The following is a 24,259-nucleotide window of genomic DNA, read 5'->3' as shown; positions in this document are numbered from 1 at the left end:
TACTCATCACCGCATAGGCACACACGTCAATCGTGAAAAGTGACGCTAAAAACAAGAGTCGGTCTTCGACCCATTGACGGCGGTGTTCATAGCTTTGGCCCGTGACGCTGTCTTCTCCACACAAATACGCCCGACGCACACAACGCGACACACAATGATAATACGGCGTATCGGTCAAACTGATTTGGCGCTTTCGAGGAAGAGCCATGCACACGTCCTTTGAGAATTGATAGACCTAAAGCCTAGCTGAATTTGTCTAACAATGAGGTCCAGTTCTGCGTCCAGTTTGAGTGACTGTCCTGCATAACAGGTATTGAATAATATGAGTGACTGTCCTGACTAATAACTATAAAAACTAAAGGATGGGTGTCCTGCATAACACTCTGACTAAACGTGGGGCTGTGAAAAATAGGACTTGGGGTGCCTGTCCACGTAAATGGATTGCATAGTTTAAAAACACCAAAATCATAATTGTAGAACAGTTAACAAAACCAAAAATGATGTGAAAACATGAATTAAATCAAGAACAAAGTAGCGGTTCCAAGAAATGCAAAGATGCCGACTACATCAGTGATTGTGGTAAGTATGACACTTCCCGCAAGCGCAGGGTCAATTTTAAGTTTTTTCATTACTAAAGGCAGTGTCGCACCTGCTAACCCTGCCGCTATCATATTTACCAACATGGCAAAGGCGATAACAGCGCCCAACATCCAATCTTGTTTCCATAATGCGATTACTGAGGCTATCAAAATTGCCCAAATAGCCCCATTAAAAAAACCAATAGCAAGCTCCTTACTAATCAACCATCTTGAGTTGCCTTCATTAACATGTCCCAAAGCCATGCCGCGAATAACTAGAGTTAACGTTTGATTGCCTGCAACACCACCCATGCTCGGTACAATAGTGTTGAGTATCGCTAGAACGGCCAATTGGCTTAACGTTGCTTCAAAAAGGTCACTTACAGCAGCTGCGAGCAATGCAGTAACCAAATTAACAGCTAACCACACAGAGCGTCTCTGGGTACTCTGTAGCACTGGCGCGAATGTATCTTCTTCATCATCAAGACCAGCCATGCTCATCATCGAGTGCTCCGCGTCTTCACGGATAATGTCTACAACATCATCTATCGTTATTCGCCCCAGTAATTGATGGTCTGCATCCACGACAGGCGCGGATAACCAATCGTAACGCTCGAAAAGTTTAGCAACTTCTTTTTCCGGCATATCTACAGGGATAGCCTCAGGTTCCTCAACCATTAGTTCTTCAACAGTTGAATCGGGCAGAGCGGTTAATAATTTAGTTACAGGTACAGTACCTATTAAGATGTCGTGTCGACTTACAACATAAAAGGTATCGGTACCTTCAGGTATTTCTCCTTTTAAACGCAAATAGCGTAAAATCACATCAACATTTACATCAGCTCGGAGTGTAATTGTGTCGGTGTTCATGATAAAACCGGCGGTATCTTCACCATAAGACAACGCTTTTTCTGCGCGTTGTCTATCTTGTTCATCCATCGATTTCAAGACATCTCTCGATACCGAATGAGGCAATGAACTTAACGTTTCCGCTAAGTCATCTATATCCATATCCTCCAATGCATCTACTACTTTTTCAGGTAGCATTTGTCCGATAATGCCGTTGCGGACGTCCTCTGATAACTCCTCTAAAACATCGCCATAGAAATCAGCGTCTAACATTTCCCAAATTTCGTTACGTGACTTGCTAGGTGATGATTCAAGTAACAGTGCAATATCAGAAGCCGGCATCTCATGTAACACTTTATGAACATGCACATATCGACCACTGCCTAAAGCCTTATTAATGGCTTGCAGTTGACGTTGAGCGTGTTTAACTTCGAGTGCTTCTGGCATATTGATAAAATTTCGTATGAGATAAGCAATTTTTATTAGTGTAATGGAGTAGTTGAGTCAGGTCAGCAACTATTAGCATGAGTTAGAAAATATCGAACGTATCAATTGTTTTACGTGGACAGCCACTTCTGTGTTAGTAAAGTTTGAACAATTATATATGCTATTTTCCCGTAAGTGGTAATTGAGCTAATCATGCCTGTCCATCTTATTCCATTGAGCTAATCATGCCTGTCCATCTTATTCCTTTTTATGTTTTTCTTAGGAAACTCGGCTCTTTCAGAAGGATTGTAATAACTCGGTGTTTTTCTATGAGGATGGATTCGGTGGCTGTTCACGTTAAAATTTATAGCGATGCCTGTCCAGCTTATTCTTCCGGTGGCTGTCCACGTTAAAATTTATAGCGATGCCTGTCCAGCTTATTCTTCCGGTGGCTGTCCAAGTTAAAACTTATAGCGATGCCTGTCCAGCTTATTCCAGCTTATTCCTCTTCGTTAAATTTATCGACAATTAGGGTTTCTACGGCTTTTAGCGCTTCTTCGGCATCTTGACCTTCGCTAATCACTTTGACTTTTTTACCTTGGGAGCTTTCCAGCATCATGAGGCCAAGCACACTGTTTGCGGAGGCAGTTTTTTCGCCTTGCTGTAAAGTTACTTGAGCGTCAAATTGGTTCGCGACCTTAACCAACTCTGTTGCTGCTCTGGCGTGTAATCCTAGCTTATTGACGATCAGAATTTGCTTTTCTACTCTGTTCACCGATTCAGCTCGCGATGTCTTAACTGCACATCTGGATGGGATGCGCCAAAGGTTTTAGCTAAGGATTCAGCCACATATACAGAACGATGTTGTCCACCGGTACATCCTATTGCCACGGTGACATAACTGCGATTATTGCGTTCTAGATGTGGTAACCAAGTAGAAATTAAGTTTTGGATTTGCCAGATGAATTTGGTCACTATAGGTTGCGAGCCCAAGAATATTTCTACCGGCGTGTCCAATCCAGTTAAATGCTTTAAATCGGGTTCCCAGTGCGGGTTAGGTAAAAATCGCGCATCGAATACGTAGTCAGCATCTTTGGGGATGCCGTATTTAAAACCAAAAGATTCAAACACTAACACTAATCTGGAACTTTTCTTGCCCAGTATGCGCTCTCTAACCAATTCGGCTAACTGATGCACTGACAGCTTATCGGTATCTAAATAAAGGTCTGCACGTTCGGCAATAGGCGCCAGTAATTGCCCCTCCGCCTGAATGGCATCGGCTAATGATTTGTTCTGACGAGACAAAGGGTGCAATCGTCTGGTTTCACTAAAACGCTTAACCAGTACATCATCACTAGCGTCTAGATAAACGATAGTCATATCCCAAGTCGAGGGCAGATAATCTAGAATTTCTACTAACTCACCAGGCTCTTTAGGAAGATTCCGTACATCAATGCTAACCGCCACCTGATCATATTCATCCACCACTGTGTGGGTCAAAGTTGGCAGCAGGTTGACTGGAATGTTATCTACGCAGTAATAGCCGAGATCTTCAAGAGCCCGCAATGCGATTGATTTTCCGGAGCCTGAACGACCGCTAATAATGATTAACTTCATGACACAATAACCTTATACAACTGCTCGTCATTATCAGCTTTGCGAAGAGACTTAACCACCTCTTTATCACTCAGTTTAGTCGCAATAGTCGCTAGAGTTTGTAAATGACCTTGGGCCTGATCTTCAGGAACTAAGATAGCGAAAAAGATATCTACTGGACCATTATCGATAGCATCGAACTCAATCGAAGGTTTACAGGTGATGAGGATCGCAATCACTTTTTCTAAACCTTGCAAGCGGCCATGTGGCAACGCGATTCCATTGCCAATTCCGGTGCTTCCCAGCTTCTCTCGATTGAGTAAGCTCGTAAGCACTGCGGTTTGATCAATATCGCCAAGACGTTCAGCGGCAATTTGGCTTATGACTTCTAAGATGCGTTTCTTGCTTGTCCCCTGAACTGCACAGCTGGTGCAGTCAGGAGAAAGTATGTCTTTAATTTCCATTAAGATTCTTATTCAATGGGAGGTTAGTGGCGCTTACTTTTTTCCTTGTGCTTGATCACTTGTCGATCAAGCTTGTCGATCAAAGCATCAATTGCCGCGTACATATCGTTGTGCTCTGAAGTGGCGAATACTTCAGCTCCACTAAGGTGCAAAGTAGCTTCCGCTTTCTGATTGAGCTTTTCTACATTTAAGATCACATGCACATTATTGATGTGATCGAAATGTCGCTCCAATTTTGTAAATTTAGTGTCTACATAGTCTCGCAATGAATCTGTAATTTCTACATGATGGCCAGTAAGGTTAATTTGCATAAAGCGTATTCCTTCTGTTGATGAACTTAAAGTAAGCTCTTGCGTTGGTTAGACGGTGGGATATTTAACGACTCCCGGTATTTTGCAATTGTCCGGCGTGCGACCTGAATACCTTGGTCAGCCAGCAATTCGGCAATTTTACTATCACTCAGTGGCTTGTTGGGAAGCTCTGCAGCGACGAGTTTCTTGATCAAAGCGCGTATTGCAGTGGAAGAACATTCTCCTCCAGAATCTGTTGCAACATGACTAGAGAAGAAGTACTTCAGTTCATAAATACCTCTGGGCGTATGCATGTACTTTTGAGTGGTCACCCGAGAAATCGTTGACTCGTGCATATCGACCATTTCAGCCACATCATTTAGCACCATAGGCTTCATCATCTCTGGGCCATGTTCAAAAAAGCCGACTTGTTGCTGTACAATACAGTTAGCAACCTTGAGTAGGGTATCGTTGCGGCTTTCCAAGCTTTTAATGAACCATTTTGCTTCTTGCATATGAGAGCGAATGAACTGGCTATCGCTGCTATTTTTAGCACTGCGACTCATAGCCGCGTATTGTTGATTGACATTCAGTTTGGGTAAACTATCTGGATTAAGTTCCACCTGCCAACGTCCATTTTTTTTCATTACAGATACATCAGGAATGACATATTCTGGTTCGCCAATCAATAATGCGCTGCCAGGACGAGGATTCAAGGTTTGCAATAATCGCATTACCTCACGCAGTTCATCTTCCTTTAGACGGGTTTTGCGCATTAACGTGCGATAGTCTTTGCTGCTCAACAAATCAGCATGTTCGGTAATTAATAACTTTGCTTCTTCTAACCAAGGTGTGTCTGGCGCAAATTGATTAAGTTGTACCATCAAACATTCTTGCGGAGAGCGCGAACCTGAACCGATAGGATCAAACATCTGAATGCGTTTAAGGACACATTCCACTTCATCTAATTCGACGTCATCATGATCTAGACTGGCCAACACTTCTTCGGTCGAAATGGTTAAATATCCAGATTCATCAATTGAGTCGATAATAGCAACAGCAATCGCTGTATCTAATTCTGACATGTGAGTCAGACGCATCTGCCAAATCAAATGATCTTGGATGTTGTCGCTGGTTTCACCTTGAAATATCTGATCGTCGTCACCTCCACCACTAGACGAAATAGAGGCTGGTGCAGATGATGCGCTGATGTATTCATCCCACGTGCTGTCAATCGGTAACTCGTCTGGTATATCGCCTTTTTCTAAGGCTTCATTGGTATCCATCGAATCGGCACTGGCGGTGGCTGTCTCTTCTGAAAATTTGTCGTCATTGCCTTTAAGCGCTGAATCGCCAGTTGGAAAATCGGAGTTATCTTCCATTTCCAGTAGCGGATTGGATTCCAATGCTTCTTGAATTTCCTGTTGTAAATCTAGCGTAGACAACTGCAGCAGCCTGATAGCCTGTTGCAGCTGCGGCGTCATTGTAAGTTGCTGGCTAAATTTTAGTTGTAACGAGGGTTTCATTGATGTTTTGTTTTCTTACTCAGTTAGCCTGAAAGCTTTGGTTAAACTCGACATACCTTTACTATAGCTTGAATTGCTCGCCTAGGTATACATCTCTCACTTGTTGATTGTTTAATACTTCTTCTGCAGTCCCCGAGGCAATTAGTTCACCATGACTGACAATGTATGCTTTTTCGCATACATCAAGGGTTTCACGCACGTTATGGTCGGTTATCAGAACACCAATACCGCGGTCGCGCAAATGTTGAATTATTTTTTTGATATCGTTAACCGAGATTGGGTCAACACCAGCAAAAGGCTCATCTAACAAAATGAACTCGGGATCCGCGGCTAGGGCGCGTGCAATTTCAACTCGACGCCGTTCTCCTCCCGATAAACTCATTCCTTGGCTGTTACGTATATGATTAATGTTAAATTCGTCAAGTAATGCATCGGCCTGCTGTTCTCGCTCATCAGAACTCAATTCTTTGCGGGTTTGCAAAATAGCCATAATATTCTGATAGACCGTCAGCTTTCGGAAGATAGACGATTCTTGAGGAAGATAACCAATGCCTTTTCTGGCCCTGACATGCATGGGTTCAAGTGTCAGTTCGGTCTGATCAATGAAAATATCGCCTTTATCTAATGGGACAATACCAACAATCATATAAAAGGTCGTGGTTTTTCCTGCCCCGTTAGGCCCAAGCAACCCTACAATCTGGCCAGTGGAAACCTCTAAACTGACATTTCTGACCACTTGTCTGGATTTGTAAGACTTTGCCAAATTAGTGGCTTTCAACGTCGCCATCAGGGTTGTTTGTCCTTTTCTTGGTCAGCTTGTTTTTTCTCTTCGCTTTGTTTCTTTCGTAACGTATCAGGTTGGAATATGGCGGTTACCCCACCGGTTGAGGTGTCACTACTTTCAGCAATCAACTGTTCCAATTCCATGTTAAATGAAATCGATTCGCCTTTCACCAAGCTACTATCTTGGTTGAGTTCTGCGTCACCGGTCAATGTTAGGGTACGGTTGGCGACTTCGTATTTAATTTCGTTAGCTGCGGCGCTGATATTGCTACCATCATCTAATTTTTGGCTATATCTTGCTGGATTACCTCGCGCAATAAACACCTCTTTTCCATCGCCTAAGCCTGCGATTACTTCTACTTCATCAGCTAAAATTTCCAACGAGCCCTGAGTGATCTTCACGTCTCGTTTAAAAATGGATGTCTTCGTTTTACCATCAAAGAAATTAGATTGAGAATCTACTTTGATCGGCAATCCAAAGTCACCTTCTCCAGCTAGAGAAAAGGTACTTAGCAATAACGTTACTGTTAGCGCACTAACGCGGAGCATATTGAGTTTGCACATGGTCTTTAAGCTCATATATTTGAGAGGTTAAGTCTGCCGTGAAGCCATTGCTCATTACAACAAAATCTTTACCATTAATTTGTACTGCTTGGTCTGACATCATTGTTTTGTCAGCCAGATTGATTTCTAAAAATTGTGTTTTTATTGTTTGTACGTACCCCGCCTCATCGAGACTACGGATCTCGACATCGGTCTCTAACTGTATGCGGTTGTCATCGTACAAAGTGCCTTCTTTCGCTTCAACGTGCCAAGGGTTCTGCTGGTCGGACACATAAATCGTATACTTAGGTTGACTGAATATTGTGAAACCTAAAAGCTGATAATGTTCCATTTTTAACGCAAATACCTGATGGTTAATTTCACCGCGGTCATTATACAGAGTACTGCGCATGTTGCTTGCCTGATAATTTGGCCGCCAGGATTCCTCATCGTCATCGTTGCTCTGTTGAGGGGCTGAATTTATCCAGCCCGGTAAGTAAATAAATAAAACCAGTAAAAACAGGAAGCCAATACTGATCGTGATTCGATTCATGTACTGGTGCCGTAAATTCTGTTGAGTTTATTATTGGCGAATAGGATCAAATCACAGATTTCTCTCACCGCTCCTTTGCCACCAAGAGTTCGAGTTACATATTCAGCCTGTTGCTTCACCATTGGATGACCATTGGGTACGCAAACCCCCAAGCTACTTTCAGCAAACATGCCCAAATCTGGCACATCATCACCCATGGCGATCACGTGTTCCTTCTTAAATTTAAAGTGCTCTTTGAGTCTCTGTACTGCAAGTTGTTTATCATCCTCGCCTTGAATAATTAAAGACACGCCTAATGAGGACATTCTGTTTTCGACAATTTTAGATTGTCGCCCAGTGATAATAGCAACATGAATACCGGTTTTTAGCATTGACTTAATGCCATAGCCATCGAGGGTGTTAAAGGCTTTTAGCTCTTCGCCATCATTACCCATGTAAATGCAACCGTCTGAAAATATGCCATCTACGTCGCATACTAATAGTTTTACTTTGCTTAGCTTGGAGATGAGATTGCTAGTTACTTCACCGTATATCGTGTCTATCTGTGACATTAAACGACTCCCGCTTTTAACAGCATATGCATGTTCAGTGCTCCAACAGGTTGATTTTTATCATTTACAGCAATCATGGAACTGATTTTATATTCCTCCATTAAATTAAGTACTTCTACAGCCAATTTCTGTGGGTGAGTTGTCACGCTGCCGGTGGTCATCACTTCTCCCACCGTAGTTGTGTGAATATCAATGCGTTTGTCTAGCACTCGTCTTAAATCACCATCAGTGAAAATGCCCACCAGAATACCGTCGTCATCCTGAATTCCCGTCATGCCTAATCCTTTGCGGGTAATCTCGAATAATGCTTGGCTAATCGTCTGATGTTTTGACACCAATGGGATGTCTTTTCCTTGCTGCATGATATCCGCAACGCTTAGAAGCAAACGCCTGCCCAGGCTACCACCAGGATGAGACAGCGCAAAGTCGGCAGAAGAAAAGCCGCTTGCATCTAATAAAGCGACCGCTAATGCGTCACCCATTGCCAGCGTCGCTGTTGTACTTGCGGTGGGAGCGAGCCCTAAAGAACAGGCCTCTTGTTCAACCTTGATACAGATCATGACATCAGCATGTTTGGCCAAGGTGCTACCGCTATTGTTTGTCATCGCAATAATGGGTATTTCAAGGCGTTTTACCACGGGGATCAGATTTAACAACTCGGTGGTTTCGCCAGAGTTAGATATTGCCAACAACACGTCTTGATCAGACATCATGCCTAAGTCGCCGTGATTAGCTTCTGCCGGATGCATAAAAAAAGCCGGTGTTCCTGTACTTGATAAGGTGGCCGCTATTTTATGGCCCACATGGCCTGATTTACCCATTCCACACACCACCACTTTGCCTTTACAGTCTTGTAATAACTGACAGGCAGCAGCGAAATCATCATTAACGTACTGCTGTAACTGCAGAACCGCTTCTGATTCAATTTTTAGGACCCTTAAGGCTGACGCTTTAAAATCTTTCATCATGACTAATTATGTAACTCATATAAACAACAGCGTACAGTAAGCAAGATAGCACGTAATCAATACCGCGCCCTCCCAACGATTAATTCGCCGTGTACCGCGGAAATTAAAACTAAACACGATGAGTAAAACGGTCATCAACAACATCGCAAATATGTCGCGACTGGCTACGTTCTCGTCAATAAATCCTGGCGCCAACAAACCTGGCATAGCTAAAACAGCCAGTAAATTAAAAATATTGGAACCGATGATGTTACCTAGGGCAAGATCGTCCTCACCTTTCATCACCCCCGCGATACTGGCGGCTAGTTCAGGCAAGCTGGTTCCTAGCGCGATAATGGTTAAACCGATGATCAATTCACTTAGGCCAAAATAGCGTGCAATTTGAACCGCCGACTCCACCATGAAGTGGGCACTCAGAGGCAGCGCAATAAGTCCGACAACAACCCAAAATATCGCTTTTTTAATAGGGACACCTTGGGGAATCTCATCTTCGGTCTCAGCTTGCAAAGGGTCGCCTTTTTCAACATGAAGTGACATCCACGTTAAACCACCGATGCTAAAGAAAAACAGGCAAATCAGTACCATACCTTCGTAAAACACCATCTGCCCATCGGACAGAAAATAAATCGCCAGCAAGGTGACCGCTAAAAGCACGGGCATTTCGCGTCGCACCGTTGAGCTTGATACAATTAGAGGTTTGAAAAGTGCCGTTAGTCCAAGCACTAAGGCAATGTTGGTAATATTGGAACCAATCGCGTTTCCAACAGCAGTATTGGGATTATTATTCCACGAGGCAATTGCTGACACCACGATTTCAGGCGCAGAGGACCCCATCGCTACTATCGTCAGTCCTATTACCATCGACGACACGCCTAGATTCGTTGCCAAGGCGGATGCCCCGTACACGAACCTATCCGCGCTCCAACTCAGAGCCACAAGGCCCGCAAGAAATATTATTACTTCTATGATCACTAGACTAATTCAACTGAATTTAATGATATGATTATCTCAAAATACACAGAGTTTTCCTATTCTTACTGTTGATTAAAAATCTTTATTGAAAATATTGTGATCAATTATGGCAAAATCAAGCTACAAACTTTTACATTTTTGATTTTTATATTTTGTTACTCTATATACCTGTTCTACCTAACCATGAACAGTTATTATAGCTAAATCGTTATTCGCAACATAATGGCCTTGAAAAAAAACTAAATGGCCTCAAATTGTCGGACCCTGTGAAACATTTTATGCATTTTACGTGTCTATGCCCCAAGGTAACTCGGAGTTTCTAGTGAAAAATTTGATTGAAATAGAGAGTTTAACCTTTAATCGGGGTCAACGTTTGATTTACGACGATATCTCTCTACAAATTCCTTCAGGGAAAACAACCGCTATTATGGGGCCAAGTGGTATCGGCAAAACCACGCTTTTGAAGCTCATCGGTGGGCAGCTTAGACCCAACAATGGCGATATCAAGTTTAAAGGTGAATCGATTCCCGGCATGAGCCGCTCTCGACTTTTTAAAGTGCGTAGACAAATGAGTATGCTGTTTCAAAGTGGCGCGTTGTTTACTGAAATGAGTGTGTTTGACAATATCGCCTATCCGCTTCGCGAGCATACATCTTTGTCGGAAGAGTTAATTTACACCATAGTGTTGATGAAACTTCAAGCGGTTGGGTTACGCGGCGCAGCGCAGTTAATGCCAAGCGAGCTTTCTGGCGGAATGGCACGTCGTGCTGCACTAGCAAGAGCAATCGCCCTTGATCCTGAATTGATTATGTACGATGAGCCGTTTGCCGGACAAGACCCTATTTCCATGGGCGTGTTGGTTAAGCTCATCAAAGAACTCAATAATGCGCTCAAATTGACTAGCGTGGTGGTTACCCATGATGTCAAAGAAGTCATGAGCATTGCCGATCACGTCTACATTTTAGCCGACAAAAGAGTGATTGGGTCGGGTACGCCAGAACAAATAAGGCAAAGCGACTCTGAATTGGTTCAACAGTTTTTACAAGGCAAGGCAGACGGCCCTGTGCCATTCCATTATCCCGCTAAAGCAATAGCCACAGAATTTATGGAGACCAATTAATGGATTGGCTAGCATTACTTGGACGTAAAACCTTAGACCGATTCGCTGCCGTTGGCAGGGCGACATCGTTATTATTTGGTGCGTTAATTGCTATCCCGCAGTTGAAAAATATTCCGCTGACGATCAAGCAAATGCACGTAGTGGGTGTTCAGTCGTTATCGATTATCATAGTGTCAGGATTGTTTATAGGCATGGTAATGGCACTGCAAGGCTACACCATTTTGGTTGACTATGGCGCCGAAGGTAGCTTAGGTCCGATGGTCGCTCTATCAATATTACGAGAGTTGGGGCCTGTGGTCACAGCACTGCTTTTTGCTGGCCGAGCCGGGTCCGCATTGACTGCTGAGATTGGCTTGATGAAAGCGACTGAGCAATTGAGCAGTTTAGAAATGATGGCTATTGATCCGTTGCGCCGAATAGTCGCGCCGAGGCTGTGGGCTGGACTGATATCCATGCCAATGCTGGCATTGATTTTCAGTGCGGTGGGTATTCTTGGCGGCCATTTGGTTGGTGTAGAGTGGCTGGGCGTCGATGCCGGAAGTTATTGGTCAATTATGCAGTCATCGGTTGAATGGAATGAAGATGTTATGAACGGTGTGATCAAAAGCATTGTCTTTGCGTTTGTGATTACCTGGATTGCGATATTCAAAGGATATGATTCAGTTCCCACATCTGAGGGGATCAGTGCTGCAACGACGCAAACCGTCGTATATTCGTCGTTAGCAGTTTTAGGATTAGATTTTGTGTTAACAGCCATTATGTTTGGAATTGAGTGAGGGTAACAGGATGACATCTAGGAAAAGCGAAATTTTAGTAGGTTTGTTTGTGGTGCTAACCATTGCTGCTACGCTAATGCTCGCATTGAAAGTCGCTAGTCAAGGTTCTGTAGGCCAAGGGGAAACCTATAATCTATATGCTAAATTCGATAATATTGGTGGGCTCAAAGTGCGTTCATCAGTAAAAGTTGGCGGTGTTAATATTGGTCGTGTTGAGCGTATTCACCTTGACCCAAATGATTTCACTCCTGTAGTAACCTTAAGTATTTCAAAAGAGTATAATACGTTTCCTGAGACGAGTTCGGTTTCAATATTAACTTCAGGACTTTTAGGTGAACAGTATATCGGTTTTCAACCAGGCTTCTCAATTGATGACATTGAAAACCTTGCTGAAGGTGATTACATCGCAGACACTAAATCAGCGTTAGTATTAGAAGACCTTATTGGACAGTTTTTATTTAGCAGAGACAGCCAGTAAGGGCTGTCGATTTTGGAAAATTTTATGAAAAAAGCATTTTTTACTTATTTCGTTGCCATTGCAGTTTCCCTCGTTGGGGCAGTGTCGACCGGGCACGCTAATCAGCTTGATGAAAAAGACCCCTACGCAATGGTGCAAGGTGTCGCGTCAGTAACCTTCGATCGCATTAAGCGCGAAAAATCGAACATCGCGGCTAATCCCGAAGTGCTAAGAGACATAATGAAAGAAGAGCTTTTACCTTATGTGGATTACAAATTTTCAGCGTTTAAGGTACTTGGCAAGTATGTGACCAAAGCTGAAAAAGAGCAGTTGCAGGAATTCGTTGAGGTATTTCGAGAATACCTAGTTACTACCTATGCAGTGGCAATGGGTTACTACGATGACCAAGTCGTTATTTTTGAACCCGCTTCAGACTACGAAAATGACAGTAATGTTACCGTTCGTGCGATTGTTAAAGATGACGATCGTCCGGATATTAAGATTGCTTTCAAAGTCAGAAAAGACCGCAAAACTAATGAATGGAAGGCTTGGGATATGGTTGCAGAAGGCATTAGCATGCTGTCTAGCAAACAAAGCGAATTTGAATCTATCTTGCGTCAACAAGGTATCGATAAAGTAATTGAGCTGATGCGTGAAAAAATTCAGCAACCTATCGTTATGGATAAAGACAAGAAGAACAATTAAATGAACACGCAAGCGACAATATCTCAATCAGACTCCGGAGCCTTTAAGCTCTCCGGAGCTTTGAATATGGATACGGTTATGTCCTGTTGGCCTGAACGCGATAGTGTGATTGAAGACGCAAAGAGCAAAAACCAAAAGGTTACGCTCGACCTGGCTGAGGTTGATCAGGTTGATACCGCGGGCTTGGCGTGGCTGGTTCACTTGACTCGAGCATGTCATCAGCAAAAGGTAGAATTGAATTTAGCCAATGTACCTGAATCACTGATTAACTTAGCTAAATTAAGTAATCTAGAAACCGTGTTACCATTGCATTAAGCATCTTTTTACCTGCAACAAATAAAATGAGTTCGGATGAATAATCAACAAATTGAAACCCTATTAAAAGAGCAATTGGAATTGGCTGAAGTTCACGTGACTAGTGAAGGCTCTCATTTTCAGATTATCGCCGTCAGTGACAAGTTTGACGAGATGAGCAGAGTCAAAAAACAACAGTTCATTTACGGTCCTCTAAAGGAACAAATTGCTGATGGCACTATGCATGCTATCTCAATCAAAACCTTCTCTGAAAAACAATGGCAACGTGAACGCATGTTCAACATGCCTCAATAGCCGAGTCCCATGGAAAAATTATCAATTCATACTAGTCCTGCACTGCAGGGCGAGGTCTCCATTTCGGGGGCGAAAAATGCCGCTTTGCCTATTTTAATGGCGAGTATTCTGGCCGACTCTACCTGTGTTTTCGACAATGTACCCCACCTTCGAGATATCAAAACCAGTATTGCGTTACTTGCTGGCTTAGGTGTAAAGGCGTCGCGAGGTAAAGATGATGAGTTGCTGTTAGATCCCAGTGCGATTGATAATTACACCGCCTCATATGAGCTAGTGAAAACCATGCGAGCGTCGATATTGGTTCTTGGTCCCTTGTTAGCCAAATATGGTCAAGCCAATGTATCTTTGCCTGGCGGTTGTGCGATTGGTGCTCGTCCGGTGAATCTGCATCTAGAAGGACTAAAGCAGATGGGAGCCGACATTCAGGTCGATGCCGGCTATGTCAGAGCCAGTGTCGAGGGACGTCTTAAAGGCGCACACATTTTCATGGATGTCGTGAGCGTTGGTGCTACCGAGAATCTGATGATGGCAGCAGCGCTGGCGGACGGGGAGAGCATCCTCGAAAACGCGGCCAGAGAGCCTGAAATAGTCGACTTAGCCAATTGCTTGAATCGCATGGGAGCAAAGGTCACGGGAGCGGGTACCGACAGTATTAAGATTGAAGGGGTTGCGCGTTTGCACGGCTGTCATTATCGCGTGTTACCCGATCGAATTGAAACCGGCACTTTCCTTGTGGCTGCTGCGGTCACGGGTGGCCAAGTTACTTGTTTAAATGCGGCACCAGAGACGCTTGAAGTTGTTTTGAATAAGCTCACACAAGCGGGAGCTGAGATTAAAACCGGCAAAGACTGGGTGTCCTTAGACATGCATGGCAAACGACCAAAGAGTGTTAATCTAAAAACCTCACCACATCCGGGCTTTCCTACCGATATGCAGGCTCAATTTGTGGCAATGAACTGTGTTGCGGAAGGAACTGGTGTGGTCACTGAAAACATCTTTGAAAACCGCTTTATGCACGTTCCAGAGTTACAACGTATGGGGGCGAAGATATCCCTAGAAGGAAACAGTGCAGTGTGTAATGGTGTTGAACAACTTACCGGTGCTCAAGTGATGGCAACGGATCTGCGTGCTTCAGCCAGTTTAATTATTGCCGGATTAGTGGCTCAAGGTGAAACCATAGTTGACCGAATCTATCATTTGGATCGCGGATATGAGCATATAGAAAAGAAGTTAACGCAATTAGGTGCCAATATAAGCCGAATTAGCTAACGGATTTCGTCAGTGGAGCTAAAAGATCTTCGATAACCGCATTCGAAGATGACGACCTTGCTCGTTCAAAAGTCCAAAGCTACTGTTATTCCAAAGGTTTAAAGCTACAGTCATTCCTAAGATCTAAAGTCACTGTCATTCCTAAGGCCTAAAGCTACGGTCATTCTTAGGGTCTAAAGTCCCTGTCATTCCTAGGGCCTAAAGCTACAGTCATTCCTAAGCTCTAAAGCTACGGTCATTCCTAGGGCCTAAAGTCCCTGTCATTCCTAGGGCCTAAAGCTACAGTCATTCCTAAGCTCTAAAGCTACGGTCATTCCTAGGGTCTAAAGTCCCTGTCATTCCCGGGAGCTCTTGAACGGGAATCTCCCAGCTACAACGCACAATCCAAGGGACATTCATTGGCCAGATTCGAAGCGCATTTAATGGTTGTTACAGGTGTTTAAAGTAAGCAGGTAAAACGGAGAAAAAGACGGTATACATTAGCACCACACTACTTGGTAGCTTGACCCACCACCACAGTGACGTAAATAATTTTGCCATTGCGGCTCACCGTTAATTCAAGCTCTTGTCCGGGGCGACTTTTAGCGATCATATCAAAGGTTTGATCCAAAGTTGCCAGCTCGACTTTATCAATCGATAGGATGATATCGAACTGCTGAAGTCCGGCTTCTTCAGCAGGACCTCCAGCTTGCACTTCGGTTACCACAATGCCTTCAACATTGGGATCAATACCGCCTGAGAAACCCAACTGACCATGGGTAGCTCGACCATTTTCAATTATCTCATCCATCACTCGCCGCGCCAGTGAGTAAGGTAAAGCGAAGAAGATCCCATTTACGTCGATGACTCGGCGCTGACTGTCTAACGTCTTGAAAGTTGCATTGTTTATACCGATTAAAGTCCCGTTACTGTCTACCAAAGCACCACCTGAATTACCTTCGTGAAGTACTGCGTCAGTTTGTATCAGTTCACGAAAGTTCTGGGTGATCGTGTGTCCAGAACGACTGACGATCCCTTGTGTAATGGTTTGTCCGATATTAAGTGGGTTGCCAATTGCCAGTACTACGTCTCCGGCGCGAACCTCGGGGTTAGGCACTTGCGGAATGACGCTTAAATTCTCAGCTTCAATCTTCAAGACAGCCAAATCGGTCAATTCGTCATAACCTACCAAATCGGCCGGCAATCTGCGTCCATCGGGTAAACCGACTATGGTACTTTCGGCATTTTTAATCACATGCCAACAGGTAAGTAGAAACCCGCTTTGGGTCATGATCACACCAGACCCCAAGCTTGTACGGCTAACTTGGCGACTGCGTACGATATCGATGCTGCTACTGTAGATATTTACCACTGCTGGTGCTGAACGGCTGATAGCGTTGTAGTAACTTATTTTTTCAGGCGCACTTTGAGTGCGTCCAAACACATCCAGACTGAGTCCGCTGCCATGGCGTAATTCGGGAACTAACACCAAGATCAAGGCAGAGATAATCAAGCCCAAAGCAATGGATTTTCCGACAAATTGTAGGGTTGATGATAATTTCACGGACTGAATCAAGTTAACTAATTGATTCTAAAGAATAACACTGAACGGGTACTTGTGCATTAAAGATCTGGCCAAAACCCTGTTGAAACACGCCTAAGTTGCATGAGATGTTGCAAAATAACGTGGCTAACGAATCAACAACAGATGGTTGATTTTCACTTGAAAATCAACCATCCATCGAATGTGACTTATCGAATAACGAGATAAACAGAGGATTTACCGCGTTGTATGTTAAGCGCAATAACGCCTTGAGCATCTTCCATTTGACGGCTAAGTTCGGCAACGTTGTTTACGCGCGTCCGATTGACACCGACAATCACATCTCCTTCTTGTAAACCAATGCGTGCAGCCGGAGAGCGACTCTCTAATTCTGCTATTTCGACACCGTCATTACCGCGTTCGGTTTTACCATTGGTTAAGGTTGCACCTTCCAGGGCGGGGTGGATTTCTCTAGCAGCAACTACCTGACCGGTAGCATCACCAAGAACTACCTCTATTTTAGAAGACTTTCCTTTACGCAATATTGTCAACTCAACTTCAGAGCCGGCTCCCATGCTGCCAATTTTGGCACGCAGCTCTTGGAAGCTACTCACAGCGTTACCGTTTATGTGAGTGATAATATCACCAGACTCGATGCCACCTTTTTCCGCAGCCGAATCAGGACTAACTTCGCTGACGAATGCGCCTTTATTGACATCTAGGTTCATAGCTTCTGCTAATCCTGCATCCACGTCTTGTCCCAAAATGCCCAACAATCCTCGTCTTACTTCACCGTATTCGATTATTTGGTCGACAAGGCTTTTCATCATGTTGCTAGGAATTGCAAACCCGATGCCGACGTTGCCGCCATTAGGTCCGAAAATAGCGGTATTGATGCCCACCAATTCACCGCGCAAATTAACTAATGCGCCCCCCGAGTTTCCGCGGTTGATTGCCGCATCGGTTTGGATGAAATCTTCGTAGCCACCAATATTCAGGCCGGAACGCCCCAGTGCACTGACAATGCCAGACGTGACAGTTTGGCTTAGTCCAAATGGATTGCCGATTGCTACTACAAAGTCGCCAACGCGCAATTTGTCTGAGTTTGCCAAGGGCACGGCTTTCAAATTATCTGAATCTATTTGTAGCAAAGCGATATCACTTTGTTCATCGGCGCCCAGTTTCTTCGCTTTAAGTTCACGACCATCGGTGAGCTTTACGGTAATTTCGTCTGCATTATCCACTACGTGATTGTTAGTCACCACATAGCCTTTTTTCGCATCGATAATGACGCCTGATCCTAGACCGCGAAATGGCCGTTCTTGAACTTGCTCGTTAGGCGCACCGAAAAAGTGTCTGAACATTTCAGGGACACGTTGCCTTGAGACTTGTGTTCCTTCAACCGCAATACTGACGATTGCGGGGGTAGCCTCTTCTAACATCGGAGCTAGTGACGGCACTTCGTCTTTATCGGTCGAAAAGAACGGCAGCGCGGCATTGGCAGTCATGCCAAACGACATTGTGGTGGCAACAATACTGGTGGTAAGTAAAAGTCGATATACAGCTTTTTTCATCAAGATTTTATCTCCGAAGTATTGGAGACCACTTGGCCTCCGCACTTATTAAAATAGTCAGTCTCAATGACCCTACATTGGCATGCAAAGTTCAGATTTAATTATTCGTTATCGACGACTTGCTTATTTTTTGCGTCAGTAAACAGACCCGTTCTCTCGCTAGAGAAATCTTTAGGCTGAAACTCTGCGGGTTCACGCTTGCGTTTCTGTTTGGCCTGCTGATTCCGAATAAACACTGTCGCATGCTCACCAAAGAAGGTGAGGTTGTCATTGTTATCAGACTGACTCGCGCTTAACACGTTTTCGTAAGCATCGAGCTGCTCAGAAAGATCTTCGATATGAGTTTGTAAAGCACTGACAATTTCGCGTGACTGGCTAAGATGATCCGCGGCATGTTGTGCCAGCATTTCCTTAACCGTGGTATCGTTTGATTTGGACGCTTGCTCTGCCAATTTCTGTTCACTGATGAATTTGGAAATAAAAAATCCAATAATCATTCCCACAAGCAATAGCAATAGCCCTACTATCCAGTCCATAATGTCTCCAATTTATTTAATCGCTTTACTTAATCATACTCGCTTAGCAAACTATGCGGCCAATTATTTTTCGATCAAGACAGATTTTTTAATTTTTTTTAACATAACGGATGAGCATGACAACGCCTTGGCAAAAATATCAACAGGATTTAGAAGATCCTGATTTTCATTTTGATGCAGCGCAACAAAATGCAGTCAAAGAATTGCAACGTTTATACGATGAACTAACGCAACCACAAAAAAAACTAACGTGGCGGATCAAGCTAGTTAGTGTGTTTGGCACTGGAATGAGCAAACCCAGTATACAGGGTTTGTATTTTTGGGGGGGCGTGGGGCGCGGTAAAACCTATTTAGTCGACACCTTCTACGACTGCTTGCCGTTTGAACGCAAGATGCGTATTCATTTCCATCGCTTTATGCATCGCGTCCACCACGAAATGAAAGCATTAAAGGGCGAAGCAGACCCACTGACCATAGTGGCGGATAAATTTGCCAAAGAAGCCAAAGTCATTTGTTTTGATGAATTTTTTGTATCCGATATCACTGATGCCATGATTTTAGGCACCTTGATGCAGGAATTATTTGCTCGAGGAATATGCCTTGTTGCCACGTCCAATATCATTCCCGATGAATTATATAAAAATGGCTTACAACGATCGCGTTTCTTACCGGCAATTGAATTGTTAAATCAAAACTGCCGCATCGTTAATGTGGACTCTGGCGTAGATTATCGCTTGAGAACCTTAGAGCAAGCTGAAATATATCACTATCCCTTGGATGAAAATGCTAACCAAGATCTGATCAAATATTTTGGTCAGTTAGCGCCCGATGTCGGTGGTAAGAATCGACCAATTGAGATTGAAGGCCGTAAAATACCCAGTATCCAAGATGCGGATGGGGTGGTGATGTTTGAATTCAGAGCCTTGTGCGATGGACCACGAAGCCAATCGGATTACATGGAAATTAGCCGCTGTTATCACTCTGTGTTACTGGCCAACGTTGAGCAAATGGGGCGAGATAAAGATGATATCGCCAGACGCTTTATCGCCATGGTCGACGAATTTTACGAGCGCAATGTGAAATTAATCATCTCGGCACAAGTCGCGATGGAAGAATTGTATACCACCGGACAACTTGAATTTGAATTTCGACGTTGCTTAAGTCGCTTAAAAGAGATGCAATCTCACGACTATCTGGCAACACAACATTTGCCCTAGACCACCGAGTCTAGGTAGAATCCATACATCAGAGTTAATCTGGGTGAATTGCCCAAATACAGAGAGCAATATTAAAATGGGAAGAAAGTTTGAAGTTCGCAAAGTTGCGATGGCGAAGACAGCAGGGCAAAAGACCAAGGTCTATTCCAAATACGGAAAAGAAATTTATGTAGTAGCCAAAAATGGCGGTACTGATCCACAAGCCAATTTGTCTTTGCGCCGATTGATCGAAAAAGCCAAAAAAGATCAGGTGCCTGCTCACGTAATCGATAAAGCCATTGAAAAAGCGGAAGGGGGCGCTGGCGAAGACTTTACGGTTGCCCGTTATGAAGGCTTTGGTCCGGGCAATTGTATGGTGATTGTCGACTGTTTGACTGACAACAACAATCGTACGATCACCGAAGTGCGCAACTGCTTTACCAAAACTAACTCCAAAATTGGTGTTGCCGGTACAGTGTCACACATGTTTGATCATCAAGCGGTCCTTGCGTTTAAAGGCGAAGACGAAGATGCAGTGTTAGAGCTGTTAATGGAAGCTGATGCCGATGTGACTGATATTGAATTAGAAGGCGGTGTCATCACCGTGTTCGCACCTCATACCGAATACTACAAAGTCAAAACGGCACTGAGCGATGCCCAGCCAGATATCGAATTTGACGTGGATGAAATTACCTTTATTCCGCAAACGCACACCGAAGTCAGTGGCGATGATGTTGAGGTGTTCGATAAGTTTATCGACATGCTTAACGATTGTGATGACGTACAAGACGTTTATCACAACGCCGAGGTTCAGCGCGATTAATGTTTGTAGTGAGTAAATCATTTACTCTGATGATGTAAACCATTTTCCGTAAACGGATGTTTAATGCCCTCTAAGCTAGAGGGCATTTTTGTTTGTGCGGTTTGACTGTTTAGAGCGAATTGGGGAAGTTGGTTCTAACTTAATGGAACAGCCGCTTCGAACAAGAAAGTCGCAAAATCAAAGTGTTACAGCGCCTTAAAAAACGCTCTTTCCGGAACTGTAAAGTTGGTTAGATAAATACACACTAAGATTACAGTTGTAATTTAAATATAGATAAGTAAACTTAAATTTTTAAATTACAAGTGTAATCAAAAATGAAAACATTAGCCCTGATATTCTTTATAGTCCTTTCAATTGTTTTATCGCTGCCGTCTTCAGCGATTGTCATGCGTCACGATGTAGACCCTAAAAAATACGCCGCCTCATGGAGTGATTTCCCCCCTTTGGCACAATTTTACATCGATGGCGCTCATGGTTCTCTGATAGCGCCCACTTGGATCGTATCAGCTGCTCACACCACGTTTTGTACCGATCCCGGTACGACGATTTTAGTGGGGGGGGAAAAAGGCTATTGTGAAAAGGCGGTTTGTACACCCTGACCATACTCCTGGTGTTAGTCACGACCTTGCATTGTTGGAACTATCAGCCCCAGTTACTCATGTCGCACCAGCCGCAATGTATGTTGATAATGAAGAGCAGGGCAAAACTATCACCTTTATTGGTGCGGGTGGAACAGGCTCTGGGATCGAGGGCCAAACGATTGATAATTTTGAAAATAACGGAGTGCTGCGACTAGCTAATAATGTTGTTGAAACGGCTGATGGCCCATTACTCTCTTTTGTATTCAATCGTGGTGATGAAGCATTGCCACTGGAAGGTATTAGCGGTGGTGGAGACAGTGGTGGTCCGGCGTATATCAAGAATGGCAACGACTATGTCGTATTAGGAATAAGCTCTCGAGGTGAGTTTGGTATCAAGATCGGTAAATATGGAATTCGAGAGTATTACACTAGACTGTCCTTTTTTAAGGAATGGATAAGCGACATCATGCATGGTTCAGAAGAAAAAAGGGCTGCGGTATCGTTATCGGAATTAAAACATTTAATGGCTGGCCTTACCGAAGAGGATTTACCTGGAATATGCTCAGATATTGGTATACAAAAATAATGAACATAGGCGTTCTCGCCCGCTTGAGGTGCACTCCAACATGCAAATAAGTTGTTTAAATATTTTAGTTAATATAGCTGACGCCCTTCAATTACGAGTGCCCTTTTATTGGAGCTGAGTGTCGGATGCGAGCGAAAAGCGGATGGTCGACTAAGACATTCTGACGATCCGCAAAATTCAAAAAGCCGACTTTCTTCCACCTTGCTAATCCTGTGGAATTACCATGAATTCTTAGTAAATATGCCCCTGTTAGAACACGATTAGCTAAGTTATTGAAAAGGAATATTAAATTTTAAGTAACGCCCTTTGATAACTGAGAAGCTCCAGTAACACACAAGAAAACCATTAGTAAAACAACCAAATAGTAAGGTAAGCTTTTGATATTAAGATAAGAAATGTGGAGGTCATTAGTGAAAGCATATGCCTGTTACTGTGATGTCTACATAATAAGCTGTTAGTCACCCAAGGACTTGAATGAATCTATACCCGCAGCTGGCTTCATCCTTAGAAAATGCATTGGATAAACATGATGTGATATCCATTGGAGATGCATGGATGGTTTTTAGAGAGCAATATCTTGAATTAAAAAAACACAAACCTAAAACAATGGCTGACCTAGGCATTCAGGCCGAATTGTTTATTGATAATTCAAGAGATTTGAAACAGTTTTACTTTGCGTTTCATTACAGGGTGAAATGCAAATTAGAAGGTGAGGTATATGAATTCTATGAACTCGTTTATTGCGAGTTTGATGTAAAAAATGCAGCGCCTGCACTTTTGAAAACAGGGGATGCTATTGAAGCTTGGGAATCGTTCACTTCTTTTAAGGGAGCAGTTAAGAGGGTTGACGAATGGGAAGTTTTGCGCCAGTTTAAAGACTTGCAAACAACGTATAAAGTATACGGTACAGAAGTGTGACTAACAAACCAATCAACCGGACCCAAACTCGCTGGCTGGAGCTCGTTCCTCGCCTTTTTAGCCAACAAGTTTGTGCCGTTTATTAGGGGCGTTATATGCCGTGGGATTTATAAGTGATCAACTTTTTTGGCGAACTTGGCAGCAGTTTAAATTGGATTTACAGGGGGTGGCTTTTTCTCTTTTCATCTTCTTATCGAGAGGTTGTCCATAATGAGTATTCAGGAAAGTCAAAAAAGTGGAAATGCTTAGATTTTACGATGTCTATTGTATTTTTTGTTGCAGAACTTATTTTGGTGGTTGTTTTAATTGGTAATTTTTAAATTATCGTCATATAACAATCCAATCAACCTGACACAAACTCGCGGCCATTGCTCGTGCCTCACAAAGTGTAGGCCACAAGTTTGTGCAGGTTATTAGGGGCGTTATGCATACAAGGAAGGTTTTAGTGCGTTTAAATTTTCAATATTCAAATCATTCCCATGACGAGTCGGAAGTTAAAAGTATCAAAGACCCATCGCAAGCCTTAGTCTATTTTGACCAATTCGATTGGGCACGTGAGGCGGAAATGGCTAACGAAATACAAAAGTGCTCACCCACACTTTCGTTAATTATTAAGGAAGGTGAAGAGTATATTTGGGTATCTGCATATGGTGATGAAAATAAACTTAGTTTCGTTTCTGAGTGCCACTTTCCTGGCGAAGTAAGCTCTTGGTTTGGCTTATCAAAAAAGCTAGGATTAGTGGAATTACAGGCACAGTCTTTTAATAAACAAAATGCACGAACTGCATTAGAATGCTTTATAGAAAAAAAGTACGATGTATTGAAGGGTTTATATGCATAACAAACCAATCAACCGGACGCCAACTCGCTGGCTGGAGCTCGTTCCTCGCCATTATAGCCAGCAAGTTTGCGCCGTTTATTAGGGGCGTTAGGTGTTTAATGAATCGTTGCGTTTATTTGCTAATTCTAATTATGTTCGTTGTTGGTTGTTCAGCGACAAGCCCTATGAAAAACCCTCAAATACCTAGAGGTGAATACACCAACGAACAGAGCCAAGAGATACTCAATGTAGTTAATTCCTTGAGTGGTGAAGAGAAGATCTGCAGTGATGAGTTTATTTCTACTTATCAAGGTAAGTTGTTCAAGTATTGTGAAGAGACAGATGGTGGCAAAAATATAGGTGGAGGGTGTCACCATGTGGCATATGCTTGGTCTATAACAACTAGTGTGTTGGAATCGGCAGTTGCTGCTTGTTCAACACCTAACAAGCCAATTAAGCGGGACTAAAAACAGTTTGCTCGGTTTCGCTGCGCTACACATTTTAGCAAACAATTTTTAGCCTCTTATTGGGGCGTTATATTTAGAACTTACCCAAAAAAAGTGGACATCTCTTATAGTTAGATAAGAGGTGATTTATGGAACGCAAAAAGAAAGCACAACCTTATACTGAAACTTTTCGCAAAGAGGCTGTTCGCAGGGCAGATCTTC

29 protein-coding genes and 1 pseudogene are annotated in these 24,259 nt (G+C 43.3%); 14 read left to right on the top strand and 16 right to left on the bottom strand.

The genetic code is table 11. The features are described 5' to 3' along the window. The 13 genes and pseudogenes from ABD036_RS18595 to ABD036_RS18535 form a co-directional block, all read right to left on the bottom strand. Positions 1–208 (bottom strand): annotated as a pseudogene (locus ABD036_RS18595) (transposase); the annotation flags it as partial. A gap of 307 nt (positions 209–515) precedes the next feature. Beyond that, positions 516–1,874, bottom strand: coding sequence for a magnesium transporter (gene mgtE / locus ABD036_RS18590; RefSeq protein WP_343862634.1), 1,359 nt, complete (start codon positions 1,872–1,874; stop codon positions 516–518). A gap of 478 nt (positions 1,875–2,352) precedes the next feature. Continuing rightward, positions 2,353–2,628, bottom strand: coding sequence for an HPr family phosphocarrier protein (locus ABD036_RS18585; protein ID WP_343862632.1), 276 nt, complete (start codon positions 2,626–2,628; stop codon positions 2,353–2,355). Next, entirely contained in the window at positions 2,625–3,470 is an 846-nt protein-coding gene (gene rapZ, locus ABD036_RS18580) for an RNase adapter RapZ (RefSeq protein WP_343862630.1), read from the bottom strand. Before rapZ ends, ABD036_RS18585 begins: the two co-directional genes overlap by 4 nt. Further along, positions 3,467–3,913 (bottom strand): PTS IIA-like nitrogen regulatory protein PtsN, encoded by a 447-nt coding sequence (gene ptsN, locus ABD036_RS18575; protein WP_343862628.1) that lies wholly within the window; start codon positions 3,911–3,913, stop codon positions 3,467–3,469. The genes rapZ and ptsN overlap by 4 nt, the downstream gene beginning before the upstream one ends. Before the next feature lie 23 nt (positions 3,914–3,936). Continuing rightward, positions 3,937–4,224 (bottom strand): ribosome hibernation promoting factor, encoded by a 288-nt coding sequence (gene hpf, locus ABD036_RS18570; protein WP_343862626.1) that lies wholly within the window; start codon positions 4,222–4,224, stop codon positions 3,937–3,939. A gap of 26 nt (positions 4,225–4,250) precedes the next feature. After that, positions 4,251–5,729, bottom strand: a complete 1,479-nt coding sequence (locus ABD036_RS18565) for an RNA polymerase factor sigma-54 (RefSeq protein WP_343862624.1) — start codon at positions 5,727–5,729, stop codon at positions 4,251–4,253. A gap of 61 nt (positions 5,730–5,790) precedes the next feature. Beyond that, positions 5,791–6,516 carry an LPS export ABC transporter ATP-binding protein gene (lptB, locus tag ABD036_RS18560; protein ID WP_343862622.1) on the bottom strand — a complete coding sequence of 242 codons (726 nt, stop codon included), beginning with the start codon at positions 6,514–6,516 and terminating at the stop codon, positions 5,791–5,793. Beyond that, complete coding sequence (gene lptA, locus ABD036_RS18555; RefSeq protein WP_343862620.1) at positions 6,516–7,061, bottom strand: lipopolysaccharide transport periplasmic protein LptA; 546 nt, start codon at positions 7,059–7,061, stop codon at positions 6,516–6,518. Before lptA ends, lptB begins: the two co-directional genes overlap by 1 nt. After that, positions 7,048–7,608, bottom strand: coding sequence for an LPS export ABC transporter periplasmic protein LptC (lptC, locus tag ABD036_RS18550; protein ID WP_343862618.1), 561 nt, complete (start codon positions 7,606–7,608; stop codon positions 7,048–7,050). The genes lptA and lptC overlap by 14 nt, the downstream gene beginning before the upstream one ends. Next, entirely contained in the window at positions 7,605–8,159 is a 555-nt protein-coding gene (gene kdsC / locus ABD036_RS18545) for a 3-deoxy-manno-octulosonate-8-phosphatase KdsC (RefSeq protein ID WP_343862616.1), read from the bottom strand. Before kdsC ends, lptC begins: the two co-directional genes overlap by 4 nt. Continuing rightward, on the bottom strand, positions 8,159–9,127 hold the full coding sequence (locus ABD036_RS18540; RefSeq protein WP_343862615.1) for a KpsF/GutQ family sugar-phosphate isomerase: 969 nt from the start codon (positions 9,125–9,127) through the stop codon (positions 8,159–8,161). The genes kdsC and ABD036_RS18540 overlap by 1 nt, the downstream gene beginning before the upstream one ends. Before the next feature lie 15 nt (positions 9,128–9,142). After that, positions 9,143–10,099, bottom strand: a complete 957-nt coding sequence (locus ABD036_RS18535; protein ID WP_343862614.1) for a calcium/sodium antiporter — start codon at positions 10,097–10,099, stop codon at positions 9,143–9,145. Between the two features lie 322 nt (positions 10,100–10,421). Between ABD036_RS18535 and mlaF the strand changes: the two genes are divergently transcribed. Genes mlaF through murA form a run of 7 tightly spaced genes read left to right on the top strand, consistent with a single transcriptional unit; the run spans position 10,422 to position 15,035 of the window. Further along, complete coding sequence (mlaF, locus tag ABD036_RS18530; RefSeq protein WP_343862613.1) at positions 10,422–11,219, top strand: phospholipid ABC transporter ATP-binding protein MlaF; 798 nt, start codon at positions 10,422–10,424, stop codon at positions 11,217–11,219. Then, positions 11,219–11,995 (top strand): lipid asymmetry maintenance ABC transporter permease subunit MlaE, encoded by a 777-nt coding sequence (mlaE, locus tag ABD036_RS18525; RefSeq protein ID WP_343862611.1) that lies wholly within the window; start codon positions 11,219–11,221, stop codon positions 11,993–11,995. The genes mlaF and mlaE overlap by 1 nt, the downstream gene beginning before the upstream one ends. 10 nt (positions 11,996–12,005) lie before the next feature. After that, entirely contained in the window at positions 12,006–12,473 is a 468-nt protein-coding gene (gene mlaD, locus ABD036_RS18520) for an outer membrane lipid asymmetry maintenance protein MlaD (RefSeq protein WP_343862609.1), read from the top strand. Positions 12,474–12,497: 24 nt separating this feature from the next. Continuing rightward, the gene (locus tag ABD036_RS18515; protein WP_343862607.1) at positions 12,498–13,157 is read left to right on the top strand and encodes an MlaC/ttg2D family ABC transporter substrate-binding protein; all 660 of its coding nucleotides are present in this window, start codon (positions 12,498–12,500) and stop codon (positions 13,155–13,157) included. Continuing rightward, positions 13,158–13,472, top strand: a complete 315-nt coding sequence (locus ABD036_RS18510) for an STAS domain-containing protein (protein ID WP_343862605.1) — start codon at positions 13,158–13,160, stop codon at positions 13,470–13,472. A gap of 36 nt (positions 13,473–13,508) precedes the next feature. Next, on the top strand, positions 13,509–13,766 hold the full coding sequence (locus ABD036_RS18505; protein ID WP_343862603.1) for a BolA family protein: 258 nt from the start codon (positions 13,509–13,511) through the stop codon (positions 13,764–13,766). Positions 13,767–13,775: 9 nt separating this feature from the next. Then, a complete protein-coding gene (gene murA / locus ABD036_RS18500; RefSeq protein ID WP_343862601.1) occupies positions 13,776–15,035 on the top strand; it encodes a UDP-N-acetylglucosamine 1-carboxyvinyltransferase in 1,260 nt (419 codons plus the stop codon). A 490-nt stretch (positions 15,036–15,525) separates the two neighbouring features. Here murA and ABD036_RS18495 read toward each other — a convergent pair whose 3' ends face one another. From ABD036_RS18495 to ABD036_RS18485, 3 genes are all read right to left on the bottom strand, one after another. Further along, positions 15,526–16,578 carry a trypsin-like peptidase domain-containing protein gene (locus ABD036_RS18495; RefSeq protein ID WP_343862599.1) on the bottom strand — a complete coding sequence of 351 codons (1,053 nt, stop codon included), beginning with the start codon at positions 16,576–16,578 and terminating at the stop codon, positions 15,526–15,528. Positions 16,579–16,766: 188 nt separating this feature from the next. Continuing rightward, on the bottom strand, positions 16,767–18,077 hold the full coding sequence (locus ABD036_RS18490) for a DegQ family serine endoprotease (protein WP_425542590.1): 1,311 nt from the start codon (positions 18,075–18,077) through the stop codon (positions 16,767–16,769). 155 nt (positions 18,078–18,232) lie between these two features. Beyond that, complete coding sequence (locus ABD036_RS18485) at positions 18,233–18,667, bottom strand: ZapG family protein (RefSeq protein ID WP_343862595.1); 435 nt, start codon at positions 18,665–18,667, stop codon at positions 18,233–18,235. A 110-nt stretch (positions 18,668–18,777) separates the two neighbouring features. On the opposite strand from ABD036_RS18485, the gene zapE reads away from it, so the two are divergent. The 7 genes from zapE (at position 18,778) to ABD036_RS18450 (ending at position 24,058) form a co-directional block, all read left to right on the top strand. Next, positions 18,778–19,884, top strand: coding sequence for a cell division protein ZapE (gene zapE, locus ABD036_RS18480; protein WP_343862593.1), 1,107 nt, complete (start codon positions 18,778–18,780; stop codon positions 19,882–19,884). 76 nt (positions 19,885–19,960) lie between these two features. Then, positions 19,961–20,686: a YebC/PmpR family DNA-binding transcriptional regulator gene (locus ABD036_RS18475; RefSeq protein WP_343862591.1), complete on the top strand. Its 726-nt coding sequence runs from the start codon at positions 19,961–19,963 to the stop codon at positions 20,684–20,686. A 314-nt stretch (positions 20,687–21,000) separates the two neighbouring features. After that, positions 21,001–21,285 (top strand): hypothetical protein, encoded by a 285-nt coding sequence (locus tag ABD036_RS18470; protein ID WP_343862590.1) that lies wholly within the window; start codon positions 21,001–21,003, stop codon positions 21,283–21,285. After that, positions 21,260–21,853 (top strand): trypsin-like serine protease, encoded by a 594-nt coding sequence (locus ABD036_RS18465; protein ID WP_343862588.1) that lies wholly within the window; start codon positions 21,260–21,262, stop codon positions 21,851–21,853. The genes ABD036_RS18470 and ABD036_RS18465 overlap by 26 nt, the downstream gene beginning before the upstream one ends. 474 nt (positions 21,854–22,327) lie before the next feature. Further along, complete coding sequence (locus tag ABD036_RS18460) at positions 22,328–22,771, top strand: hypothetical protein (RefSeq protein WP_343862586.1); 444 nt, start codon at positions 22,328–22,330, stop codon at positions 22,769–22,771. Between the two features lie 445 nt (positions 22,772–23,216). After that, on the top strand, positions 23,217–23,612 hold the full coding sequence (locus tag ABD036_RS18455; RefSeq protein WP_343862584.1) for a hypothetical protein: 396 nt from the start codon (positions 23,217–23,219) through the stop codon (positions 23,610–23,612). Positions 23,613–23,776: 164 nt separating this feature from the next. After that, the gene (locus ABD036_RS18450; RefSeq protein ID WP_343862582.1) at positions 23,777–24,058 is read left to right on the top strand and encodes a hypothetical protein; all 282 of its coding nucleotides are present in this window, start codon (positions 23,777–23,779) and stop codon (positions 24,056–24,058) included. Positions 24,059–24,259: the final 201 nt, after the last annotated feature.

It is taken from the genome of Aliiglaciecola litoralis (assembly GCF_039523355.1).
Taxonomy (GTDB): domain Bacteria; phylum Pseudomonadota; class Gammaproteobacteria; order Enterobacterales; family Alteromonadaceae; genus Aliiglaciecola; species Aliiglaciecola litoralis.
This window is presented reverse-complemented; position numbering and strand designations above follow the sequence as displayed.